6 protein-coding genes and 2 pseudogenes are annotated in these 12003 nt (G+C 43.7%); 2 read left to right on the top strand and 6 right to left on the bottom strand.

Going from position 1 to position 12003, the window contains the following annotated elements:
- Nucleotides 1–285: 285 nt before the first annotated feature.
- From A3763_RS10610 to A3763_RS10600, 3 genes are read right to left on the bottom strand one after another with little or no spacing between them, the layout of a single operon-like run.
- Nucleotides 286–1140, bottom strand: a complete 855-nt coding sequence (locus tag A3763_RS10610; RefSeq protein ID WP_068513717.1) for a DMT family transporter — start codon at nucleotides 1138–1140, stop codon at nucleotides 286–288.
- Nucleotides 1141–1159: 19 nt separating this feature from the next.
- Nucleotides 1160–1543 (bottom strand): YchJ family protein, encoded by a 384-nt coding sequence (locus A3763_RS10605; RefSeq protein ID WP_068513714.1) that lies wholly within the window; start codon nucleotides 1541–1543, stop codon nucleotides 1160–1162.
- On the bottom strand, nucleotides 1543–2724 hold the full coding sequence (locus A3763_RS10600; protein ID WP_068513710.1) for a cation:proton antiporter: 1182 nt from the start codon (nucleotides 2722–2724) through the stop codon (nucleotides 1543–1545). Before A3763_RS10600 ends, A3763_RS10605 begins: the two co-directional genes overlap by 1 nt.
- 229 nt (nucleotides 2725–2953) lie before the next feature.
- Here A3763_RS10600 and A3763_RS10595 point away from each other — a divergent pair, with 229 nt between their 5' ends.
- Both A3763_RS10595 and A3763_RS10590 read left to right on the top strand, forming a co-directional pair.
- Nucleotides 2954–4999, top strand: coding sequence for an AarF/UbiB family protein (locus A3763_RS10595; protein WP_068513706.1), 2046 nt, complete (start codon nucleotides 2954–2956; stop codon nucleotides 4997–4999).
- Between the two features lie 8 nt (nucleotides 5000–5007).
- Nucleotides 5008–5763 carry a pseudouridine synthase gene (locus A3763_RS10590; RefSeq protein ID WP_197476044.1) on the top strand — a complete coding sequence of 252 codons (756 nt, stop codon included), beginning with the start codon at nucleotides 5008–5010 and terminating at the stop codon, nucleotides 5761–5763.
- 4 nt (nucleotides 5764–5767) lie between these two features.
- Here A3763_RS10590 and ggt read toward each other — a convergent pair whose 3' ends face one another.
- From ggt to A3763_RS10570, 3 genes and pseudogenes are all read right to left on the bottom strand, one after another.
- Nucleotides 5768–7558, bottom strand: a complete 1791-nt coding sequence (gene ggt, locus A3763_RS10585; protein ID WP_068513703.1) for a gamma-glutamyltransferase — start codon at nucleotides 7556–7558, stop codon at nucleotides 5768–5770.
- A 52-nt stretch (nucleotides 7559–7610) separates the two neighbouring features.
- Nucleotides 7611–10616: pseudogene (locus A3763_RS30105) on the bottom strand (transporter substrate-binding domain-containing protein).
- A 147-nt stretch (nucleotides 10617–10763) separates the two neighbouring features.
- Nucleotides 10764–11990 (bottom strand): annotated as a pseudogene (locus A3763_RS10570) (ABC transporter substrate-binding protein).
- Between the last annotated feature and the right edge of the window lie 13 nt (nucleotides 11991–12003).

Here is a 12003-nt window from a genome sequence, read left to right as displayed (position 1 = left end):
AAAACCACTGGATTCTGCATCTTCAAGCTTTCTATTAATTGCTTCAGCCCTTCTCGCGCTGCGGATAAGATCGTTTATCAATTCACTTTTATTAGAGTAATCTTGAACATTATCTACATGATTTCGCAACCAAGAATCATTTTGCTCTGTTAACGTAATACTTTGTCTCGGCATTTTACACCTCCCTCGATACAAACCTGGTGTAATTATACACCAGGTTTGTAGTGAATGGTCTACAGAATATTTAATAAGTTAGATACAGAGTCACTACTTAGACTAAGTCTCTCAGTGCTTAGCAAAGACACTCTCATACAAAGCAGCAAACAAAATAATGCCACCACCAAGTAGTGTGTTGAAGACTATTCCTTCTCTTAAAAGTAAATATGCAAATAGGCTTCCATAAACGACTTGCAGGCTTATCACCATTGATACGCTTTTAGCTGAACGATAGCGTAGGGCGTATGTTTTTTGAGTATGTGGGATTGCCGTAAACACGGTGCCTAGTAGAATTAATGCAAGTAGATCGGGTGTTTTTATTTCCACTGGCGAGACAGATGCAAAGGGTAGCAAAATTGCGGCTGACACCATCGCGTGATAAAACATAATGGTGAAAGGGGAAATATCTGACAGGTGCTTTGATACCAGAATATTTCTTAGTGCCACAGCCAGTGCAGATAAAAGACCAAACAATACTCCTGCGGTGACATTGTTTTCGAGAGTAAAGTCCGGGACGATCATAAAGACACCGAGCATAACCAGCAAACCCATGAGGATATCGGCTTTATGAAGCCGTGTTTTATTGATTAAGGGTTCCAGAAATACCGTCATGACAGGAAAGGTAAACATCGAGATCATGCCGATAGCGACAGTCGACAGCTGCATCGCTTGAAAATAGGCTGTCCAATGAACGGTGAACAGCATGCTGCAAAACACCAAGAGTAAAAAAACGGGTAAAGTGCTAATTCTAAGTTTTTGTTTGAATAGAAGTGCCACAATAAATACGGTGAGGCCGCAAATCAGAGTTCGGTAGGCAATTATGTCCCAGGCAGCATAGGGAATTAGTTTTGAAAAAAGTGCTGTACCACCAAGCAATAATGCGGCGATATGCATATGAAGCAGTACTTTATTATATATATTCATTTAAGCTTCATAGCAAGTATTAATTATCAGTAGCTGAGTGATACTGCCAAATACCATCAAGCTTAATGAAATGGCTATTCTCTACAATTCGCTGAGCCTTGCCCGACACTTTATAACGTGCAACGAAAGACACTTGGCCTTCCTTATCATCCTCTAGACCTGCTACTGTATCTTTAATTTTCAAACCAAGCCACTTACTTTGTGAATCGAAATCAAGGTTGCTTGGGCGGGTGTCCGGGTGCCAGCTTGTTAGAAGGTAGTCTTCATTCTCAAGTACAAAGGCACTGTAGCGAGAGCGCATTAGCTGCTCGGCTCTTAGTGCTTTAGCTATGTCAGCATGAATAAGAGCACAGCAGTCGTCATACGTCAGGGAAGACCCACAGGGGCAAGGAGCTTTGGGCATTAATCTCGTCTTAATTTGTCGCTAATAGCGATCGGATTGGGGAAGTTAAAGATAACAATATATGAGTTAAAGATGAAAGTCAGTATTGCTGTGGCCTGGATAAGGTGGGAGGCCTCGGTCCCTATCAAAGCCGATGCGGTTGCCAGGTAGGCAATCAGTAACGAAAACTCACTAATTTGGCCTAATCGAAAACCAGCTTCCCAGGCAATGTCATTGGGTTCTTTGCTGCGCGTAAGCAACCAACGGAATATCACTGGCTTGATAACAATAATCAGCCCAGCCAGTAGTAGTGAGGGGAGAATAACGTCTGCCAGTAAGCCTAAGTTGAATGAAGCGCCCAGCGAAAAGAAAAACAGAACTAAAAAGAAGTCACGAAGCGGTTTTAAATGCTCGGCTATATATTGGGCGATTGGGCTAGTCGCGATGCTGATGCCTGCGATAAAAGCGCCGATTTCAGAAGATAACCCAATGTAATGTGCGAGTTCTGCAACACCCAGGCACCAACCAATTGTCAGCAAGAATATATACTCATGAAAACGGTCAAACTTGGATATCAATTTAAGGATGACATGCTTTACGGTAGCGAATACGACAAAGATAAGTAATGGCAAAGTTAGCATTGTTTTAACGAAGCTAAAGATACTGTTGCTGTCCGGATCTGCTGAAGTACCGCTGCCTCCTAATATGAGCAACACGACAATTGCCACCAAATCCTGTAGCAGTAGCATACCCACAACAAGTTCCCCGACATGGCGGTGATGCAAGACGGTTGTAGGGAGAAGCTTTATGCCTATAATCGTACTAGAAAACATCATCGCACAGCCGATAATCACGGACTCTTGAGAGCTGTAGCCAAAGCCTTTTCCAATCATAAACCCGGTAAAGGCGAAGGCTAGGGAACTGACAATAGCGACCAGGGTGGCTTTTCGCAACATGTGCATCAAGCTCTTTGGTTGCATATCGAGCCCTAATAAAAACAGCAAAAAGATAATTCCGATCTCTGCTATTTCTGACAGCAGGTGCGCATCGCTCACATAGTGCAAGCCATAAGGGCCTATTAAGGCACCTAAGGCAATATAGGCGACAATAATAGGCTGACGAGTATATAAAACAATTGAAGCAAGGATCGCGGCCCCAGAAAAGATAAGGAAGAAGGAATTGACAATCGAGAGATGTTCCATAGTACTTTGGGGCTCAGTGGGTCTTAAAACAATGTAATTTACTTGAAAGCTTATCTGCCTCTTAAGCAGTATAGCAACGATTTACGGCTATTAGCTTTGAAGCAATAATTTAACTCTCTGTCACAATGCTTTTTGTGTTGACAAATGACTGCAGGAAAGTCGCCATTATGGTAATCTTGTGCTCATCAATCTGTCATTCTGCTTAAGAAAGCACGGTGCTCTGTTTATAATGTCGAAGCCAAAAATGCCCAAAGAGAAAAAACGCTTTCTGGATATTCCATCTATCAAGGACAGTACCTTTTCCGTATTTAAAGGGGCTGGCGACTTGGCGACGAGTAGTGTCGCGTTGCCAAAAGCCTTTGTGCCGATTGTGAAACTCTTGATGACAGAGCGCATGATCACTCAAGATGAATTAGCCGACGAACTCGATCTTTTATTCGAGCAGTTATATCTTCACCCGGTTTCATCTCACTCTAGGTCATTGACGGAGTACCTTCGAAAGTATCGTATTATCCCCAATGAAGAGTCGACAGAAAATCTTATTGGTTATGTCGTTAAGCAGGCGGTTCTGCGCAGCCCAGTCGATATTCCTGAAGTTGTTGTTGATGAGTTTTGGAGCTTCTTTCAAGAATTGATAGAATCGCCAGAGCTTAAAGGCGTTGTCGAGCTGAATCTGGATATTGTCCGTTCAGTCTTGCGTACATATGAGCCTTTGCTTCTGGATATCGTTAACAGCATTAAGCATATCCGAAAGATAAATCAGAAAACCTTGTCTGAAATAGTATTAAAGCTCCAGGTTTTGCGTGGCGACATACATATCCTTAAGCGACAGATAAAGGCTATTCGCTACATAAAACCCTTCCTGCAAACAGACCCAAAAGACTTTAAACAACAGGCAGAAATTGTTGCCAAAATGGTACGTGAGTTCGGCCCTTTGTTTATCAAAATGGCGCAGGTCGCCGCTGCAAACTCAGACTTCCTGCCTGAAGAAATCTCTAAAGAGTTAAAAGTATTCCAGGAAGATGTCGACCCGATGACGGCATCCGAGGTCTATCAAGCCTTTAATGAGGAGTTTGGTCAGAAGCCAGAATCCCGATATTTTGGTTTTGATGTCAATAACCCGATTAAATCCGGCTCAATTGGCTCAGTATTTGTTGCTAAGAAACCAATGCAGCATGGGGATGAAGAGGTTCTAGTCCCGGTCGTCGTAAAGGTGGCACGTCATAACCTAGAGCGTGAGTTTGCTATGGGTTCTCTGGCCATCGAGCTGATGCTTATCAGTAGTCAGTACTGGGCACCTCATAGTAAGTTGAGGCCGTTTTTGGCGGCAATGTCAGAACAGATAAAGGAATTTACCAAAGGCTTTGAGCAAGAGCTCGATTTTAAACATGAAGCAGAAATTCAAGACCGTTTCTATCAGCGGGCCCTGGCATCGCCAGTATGGTATGTACCGGGTTTATACGGTGCTACTGGACGCATCATTGAAATGGAATTCCTTCAGGATGCCATGGCGATAAACCAGGCGATAGATCGTTACCGTGGTAAGCGAAAGAAAAAGTTTCAGAGAAAACTTGCCGACAATTTCCTATACACCATGCTTGAACATCTTCTGATACACCAGGAGTTTCACGGAGATCTTCACCCTGGAAATGTGATGGTAGATCTCGATGCCAGGTTGTTCCTTATTGATTGGGGAAATGCCGTCGATATGCGTGGTAAGTGGGGAATGGTAGGTCGTTACCTGGCGTCGGTATTGAGTGGCGATGTTGATATGCTGACGATGACTCTTATTCAAATGAGTAAGGGCCAAAAAGGAAACCTGGAACGCTATGACGAGATTAAAACAGCGCTTGAAGAAACATTGATTAAAAAGAACGTTACCCCATTGGGTAGAGACTTTATGTTTCGCCTTTATGAAGAGGGGCAGGAAGGCTTGCGCCAGCGTTTACAGACTGCCTTGCATTTAATGTCTAATACCTATCAGCTTGATATGACCATTAAGAGCGATTATCTACACTTATCTAGATCTTTGTTTGCTATGGTCGGCACCTACAATAATCTTTATAAAGATATCTCTGGCTGGACAATGGCGAAAGATCTTGTTGCGGATGTAGCGATGTTTCCGCTTCGTTTTACTTATCACCGCATTGTTAGGCCGAATATTCTATCTGAGCCTGAAGATTCACCCTATGCTACGAATCATTTTGCTGCCCAAGAGCAATTAAAATCAAAAACTGCCCCTGTCGCGCCAATGTCTTTACTAGAAATTCAGTAGGCCGGCTGGTGAGTTCAGAAACTGATGAAAGCTTAATAACGCTATTTGAAGATGCTAATCTTCTTGCCGTTCATAAGCCAGCTGGTATCCCTTTTCACTGTGATGACCTACTTCAAGGGATTGTGCAAAAGGTTAGGCTTCAGTTCGAATCTGAGCAGCTTTTCCCTGTTCATCGCTTAGATAAAATGACTTCTGGATTGATGGTTTTCGCAAAGACTCAGGCCTCGAACAAAGCAATAAGTGAAATGCTCCAGAATAAAACCATCGAAAAGTACTATCTGGCACTGAGTACTAAGAAACCAGGTAAAAAGCAGGGGGCGGTTGCCGGTGATATGGTTAAAGGGCGTCGTGGTAGTTATTTGCTTCGTCGAGAAAAAACTAATCCTGCTGTGACTCGTTTTTTCGCCAAGGCGCTCGACCCGATGTTGAATAAAGATACTGAACTGAGCACGAAAGAAGGCTATTGGCTATTTGCATTAAAGCCAGAAACCGGTAAAACTCATCAGCTTCGTGTAGCCTTAAAGTCACTAGCGAGCCCAATTTTAGGTGACGAGCGCTATAGTGGTATGAAGGCTGATAGAGGCTATCTGCATGCTTATAAGATGTGCTTTGATTTGTTCGGACAGCGCTATGATATCACCGATGAGAACTTTCGAGGTGAAGCTTTTAGCCTCACAAGTTTAAGCGAAAGCAATGATTTTAGACTGCCTCAGAAGCTAAATTGGCCCAAGGCTGCTTTCAAGTTAGACAACAAGCAAACATAAGTATTTATTTTCCTAAGACAAGCCCTTCGCGACGCTTGTCTGCGCCGCCAAGCAAGCCTTGTTCAGTAAAGATCACCCCATGCAAGCCTGAGTTTAAATCTTTCACTTTTGTTTGGTAGCCCATGCCTTCAAAGACGTCTTTTAGTTTCTCTGCCGAGCTGTTTGCTTCGATATCCATCACACCAAAGCGATTAACTATATGCGCCTGATCAAAGGCTTCTTGTGGCGTCTTTTCCCAATCCAAAATTGCAATTAAGCTGTTGGCGACATAGTTAATAATGCGTGAACCGCCGGGTGAACCCAGAGCGACATAGGGCTGTTTGAGGCCATTGGTATCTTTTTTAAAGACGATGGTGGGTGCCATCGATGAACGCGGACGCTTACCTGGTTCAACACGGTTAGCAACGAGTTTTCCTTTATGGTGAGCCCTAAAGGAAAAGTCAGTGAGTTCGTTATTTAAAAGGAAGCCATTCACCATTAGTCTGGAACCAAAACCATTTTCTATGGTACTGGTCATCGAAACTATATTTTTATCTTTATCAACGATCACAAAATGGCTGGTTGAGGGGACTTCGATTGACTTACCTGCCTGATAGGCGGCATAAAATTTTGCATCGGGAACTCCCGGCGATACACCTTGCAGGGCTGTTCCTGGCGTAATTAGCTTTGATCTACTTCTAAGGTAGTGCTTGTTGAGCATGGCTTTTGGCCAGTCTACAAATGCCGGGTCCGCAATATATTGCCCTCGATCAGCAAACGCTAGGCGGCTGGCATCGGCGATAAGCTGCCATGTTTCTGCAGAGTTTGAGCTTCTTTGTGACAGCCCGAAAGGCTCTAGGATGCCGAGTATTTGCGCAATGCTAGTCGCACCAGAGCTTGGTGGCCCCATTCCGCAAACTTCGTAAGTCTTGTAAGGAGAGCACACCGCTTGCCGTTCAATCACTTTATAGTCTGAGAAATCTTTCTGGGATAGAAAGCCTGGGTTGCTCGCTTGCTTTACTTTATCAACGATTGTTTGGCTAATATCGCTATTATAGAAGTAATCACCACCATGTTTTGCTAGAGCGACCAAGGTGTTTTTGTAAGCAGGGTTCTTAAGTTGCTGTCCTGCTTGTATCGCACGTCCATCAGGAAAGAAATATTGGTATGCGCTATCATCACTGCTCAAATATTTTTCATCTCTTTTTACTGCGTTCGCTAACCGTGGGCCTACATTAAAACCATTTCCGGCAAGTTGTATCGCAGGGCTGAGTAGAGATAGCCACTTCTTCTTACCATATTTCTTGTGGACCTCAGCTAAAAGTTTAACCGTCCCGGGTGTGCCTACTGATCGACCACCTACTACCGCGTCGAAAAAAGCCATTGGCTGAGCGTCTTCTTTTAAGAAAAGTTCTGAGTGAGCGTCTAAGGGAGCAGTCTCACGCCCGTCAAAGGTAGTGAGCTTGTTATTTTGTGAGTCATAGTAGACCAGGAATGCGCCACCGCCTAAACCGGAGGATTGCGGTTCAACCAGACCAAGTACCGTTTGTACGGTGACCATAGCATCGATGGCATTACCGCCTTGCTCTAATACCTTATAGGCTGCTTTACTTGCTTCCGGGTGTGCACTGACAACCATAAACTCTTTTGCATAGCGCGATTTTATAAGGTCAGAAGCGGGGCGTATTGTTTGGGTTTTGAGTTGTTTATTATCTGCTTGGCCTTGCTCTGGAGCGAATAGGTCACTTACTTGCTGACAGTGAAGCAAAGGAGAATAGAAAGATAGTGTTGTTATGAAGGTGAGTAGCGACTTCATTTAGCGATATCCTCTTACTTAGGTTCTTATTCTGGAGCGGCTTAACAGTGCGTTACTTGTGCTTGAGCAGGGTAGACAACTTTTCGGCTTTTTCATAGAGCCAGCCTTGTATTGAATCGCAGCCACACTCTAGCAAGAAGTCGCTTTGTTCCTGGCTCTCGACACCTTCGGCAACTACTTTCATATCCAAACCGTGCGCCATTAGGATAATAGCAGAGACGAGTTTGCAGTCAGATTCGTAAAAAGGAAGTTCGTTAATAAACTCTCTATCGATTTTTAAGGTGTTAAAGCTGAATTTTCGGAGGCTGCTTAAAGATGAATATCCTTGGCCGAAATCATCCATTGCGAGTTTCATACCTAGCTCAGTTATTTTATTAAGTATGAAGTCCGTATTGCTCTGGCTGGACATCAGAACGCCTTCTGTAATCTCAATTTCTACCGAACTATAGTCAATGCCCGAGGAGGATACCGTGTCGCTCAAGACATCTATAAGACTTGGTGAGTTAAATTGAACCGGAGAAATGTTTATCAACATTGTGCAGCGTGCATTGTAATGAGCTTTAAGCTCGACCAGCGCAGCTAAAGACTGCTGAATTACGAACTCACCAATCGGAATGATCATGCCGTTTCTCTCGGCTACTGGGATAAATTCGGCAGGGGATACTTGGCCAAGATGCTCGCTGTGCCAGCGTAATAATGCTTCAAAGCCTATTACTTGTTTACTTTGTGCGTCGATCTTTGCTTGGTAGACCAAGTACATTTCGTTCTTGTCCAAGGCAGCGCGAAGTGCTTGCTCTAACTCAATTTGACGCGATACTTTCTCTTTTCGCTCTTTAGTGTAAAAAGCATAGGAACCGTTAGAGAATTCTTTTGCTACGTGAGTTGCTGAATCGGCATTCTTAAGTAATTCATCAGATGTGTCGCCGTCAAAAGGAAAAATTGAGATCCCGATGCTCGCCGAAAGAGTGTATAAACCCGCATCTATTTGAAAGGCTGCCCGAAACTGCTCCAATACGGAGCTGGTTGTTGAAGCTAGGTCGGACACATCATTAAAGTGACTGATGATAATCAGGAATTGATCACCACTGAGGCGGCCCAGTGTGTCACCCTCTGTTAGTGTTGTGCCAAGCCGCTCAGCAACTTGTTTCAGAACTTGATCCCCGGCACTGTGCCCGTAGGAGTCATTAATCTTCTTAAATTCATCGATGTCTATCGAAAGCATGGCTACTTTCGAGTTGTTCTGTTTGGCTTCGTTAATGCGTTCTCGTAAACGGTCTTCGATCAGGAAACGGTTTGGAAGGTCGGTTAGCTGGTCATAATGCGCTGAACGAAGTATCTGTGAAGTTTGCTGTCTTACTTTACGCTTTAGCATCATGTTCCAAAGCGCACCGATAATGATGATGACAAAAAGAGCAGCACTTATCCGAAGAACGATCATTAGGCTCTGATTGTTGTCGACTTTTATGCTTGTCCATTTTTGGCGGATAGCCTCTTCTTCTTCCACCGTAATACTGTCCAGACCTTTTTCAATAATAGAAACCAACTCGGGCCAGTCATTTCGTATAGCGAAGTGTAGACTCTGTTTTTCTTTTGAAACGGGGGCGGCTACTTTTAGGTTGTTAAGGTTGAGTTTTCGTATCCAATAAGAAGTTGAGGCGACATTTCCGACAAATGCATCGACTTCGCCACCTGACAATGCGAGCAAGGCTTCATTCAGGGTTTTGTATGTATGGGGCTGGATATTCGACTGCTCAGTGACAAAGCCATAGTGCGATGAATTTGCCTGAACAGCGACTTTATGAGTGCTGAGTCAGATAAGCCAGAAATAAAGGGAAAATCTGACTGAGTGACAATGACACGATGGAAGCTCAGGTAAGGGCGGGTATAATTAAAAAAATTTCTTACGCTCTTCAGTCATACCCACAGCCGGCATAACATCCAATTGTTTATTTTTTGCTTTCTCGGTCACTTCTGCCCAGCTTAGGTCAGGAATGACTTCCAAATTTAAATTTAAGCGCCGATTTAACAAGCTAATATAGTCCGAGGCCAGACCCTTGTATTGGCCATCTTCAAAAAACTCAAAAGGAGCGAACTCCGGGTCTACACCCAATTTAATAGTTGGATGAGCATCTGCCCAAGCACGTTCATCAGGACTTAGACGAACTTGCCTGTTGGCTTGTAAATAATCGATCGGAAGCCATTTAGAGCGAAGCGCTTGAAGCTGATCTTCGGGAATGCTGCGCAGAGCCTTGGTTAGAATTGAAGATAAAAGCGGCCAGTCTTTTCTTACTGCAATCGACTCAGGCGAGCCATTACTGTCGTATATTGCTGCATATTTTAAGTTTGAGATCAGATACTTGGTGCGATAATAATGCCCAGCACCAATAAATGAGACGGCTGCATCGGCATCACCGACAGACACGGCATTGAGCGCATCAAGCATCGTATCAACCTTCAAGGGTTGAATCGTAGGGAACTCTTTAGTAATTCGTTTAGCGTATTGGTAGTCAGAAACCAGAGCAACTTTTTTATATTTCAGGTCAAATTTGCTATCAATCTCTGTGTTGTCGTCACGAGTGATAATAACTAATGACTTTCGAATATATGGGTCAGAGAACTTGAACCAGGTATTGCGTTCATCACGCTCTACCATTGTTGCCACAATATCTACTTTATGTTGCTTGGCATCTTCGTATAGCTCTTTCCATTGCGTTTTTGCATAGGGCGAAAACTCGACCCCCAGTTTTTTTGAAATAATACCGAACAACTCTGGCGAAAAACCATCGATAGATTTGTCATTGTCCAAAAAACTGTAGGGAGGGAAGTAACCATCATATGCTATTGATACAACGGGATGTAGTGCTAACCACTCTTGTTCTTCCAGGCTTAAGTTGATTGAGCTATCGGGCGTCGCGTGGCTATATAGCGGGGCTAAAATAAAACCTAATATAAGCAGCTGCAAACACTGAGTGAGTGAAGAAAAAGACGTAATCCTAGGGAAAAGAGTAGCTGCTATTACTGATTTTTTAGGGGGGTGACCATGCTGCTTGTTGCTCATAGACGTCCGGATTGTTCTGTAGAGAGTTAGGGCTTATGTATACCTAGTTTTAAACCAAATAATACAAGCACTTAACAGTGATTCCCAAACGCTAGTAAAATGTAGGCAAAGCGCTCCTTGTTTTGAGCGCCTTCCCCGGCCTATGAGCTAATTCAGAATAGATGATTTGTTTGCTTTAAATCGGTCATTCTTCCATTGGCGCTGGGTTCTTGCGGCTTTTTCGCCACTCATACTTGTTAGAATCTCGAAGTAATCTGACTGGTATTTATCTTTTAAAATATCTTCTTTAGTCTTACCTTTCACAGCATAGACTGTCTGAATATTTTGTTGGTCAAAAGCTCGCCATTCCTGCTCATCTTTTAACAAAGAATATTTATGGCCTTCCAGAGCTTTTCTAACCTTGGCTGTTTCAAAGCTGCCTGCGCGTTCTACGGCGTCTTTGTATTGATATAAAATTGAATATGCCGAAGCTGCGGAAGAAGAAGGGTAGGCGTCATAGCGTTTGCTAAAGGTTTCAACGAATTTTTTGCCTGTTTCATAATTGTATTGTTCTGGTATATTCCATGCCCAGGGTAAAGCACCAACAACGCCCTCCATTGCTTCAGGTCCAGCACTTTTGGCCATGCCTAAGGTCAGGTTAGGTACGACGATAGACATTTTTTTCTTAAGCCCCATGGCGGTGACCATTTTTAAGGCTTTTGCCATATCATCGCCAAATAAAACCAACACTAATACATCGGGTACTTCTTCTTTCGCTGCGTCTAAGGCCGCCTTGAAGTCCTGCTTTGTCGCACCAGGGAAGGGGACAAGTGCGCGCTGGTGTGCTTTTTTGTCTTTGGTTTTGCTGAACTTGCGAATTGAGTTTTCAGTCGACCAGCCTCAGGTATAGTCTGCAGTGATGTAGAATAACTCTTTACCTTTGAAGTTTTTCTTTAGGTATTTTGAAAGCACTTTAGCGCCCATCCAGGCGTTATAACTTTCCCTGAACATGTGGGTATGACCGTCTTTCCCCGTCGTGGCATTTGAGTAGGTTAGCGTGCCAAAGTATAAAGTGTCACGCGCTTTTGCAGCGTAGCCACCTGAAATAGAGACAGCGCTAGAGGAACCGCCAAAAATCATTTTTGCGCCCTGGTCATCGATCATGTGGACGACGTTTGTGGTAGATATTGCGGCTTTTGACTGAGTGTCTTTTTTAAGAAGCTTTATGGGTTTTCCTAGTATCCCGCCATTATTATTAATTTCTTCAACTGCCATATCGGCAGCACGTTCTTGGGCGAGTCCTTGTACTTGGTAAGGGCCTGAAGCGGGATAGTTAAGGCCTATAATGACTTCATTTGCACTTAAACTACTGGCATGTGAGATTAGTGTTAACAAGGATAGGCAGAAA

The organism is Oleiphilus sp. HI0128 (assembly GCF_001635365.1).
The sequence above is the reverse complement of the archived record's forward strand: the minus strand, read 5'-3'. Positions and strand labels throughout refer to the sequence as shown.

Bases quoted from the DNA above. Each gene is read 5' to 3' on its own strand.
- A3763_RS10610 (WP_068513717.1), bottom strand. From the start codon at position 1,140: ATGAATATATATAATAAAGTACTGCTTCATATGCATATCGCCGCATTA.
- A3763_RS10605 (WP_068513714.1), bottom strand. From the start codon at position 1,543: ATGCCCAAAGCTCCTTGCCCCTGTGGGTCTTCCCTGACGTATGACGAC.
- A3763_RS10600 (WP_068513710.1), bottom strand. From the start codon at position 2,724: ATGGAACATCTCTCGATTGTCAATTCCTTCTTCCTTATCTTTTCTGGG.
- A3763_RS10595 (WP_068513706.1), top strand. From the start codon at position 2,954: ATGTCGAAGCCAAAAATGCCCAAAGAGAAAAAACGCTTTCTGGATATT.
- ggt (WP_068513703.1), bottom strand. From the start codon at position 7,558: ATGAAGTCGCTACTCACCTTCATAACAACACTATCTTTCTATTCTCCT.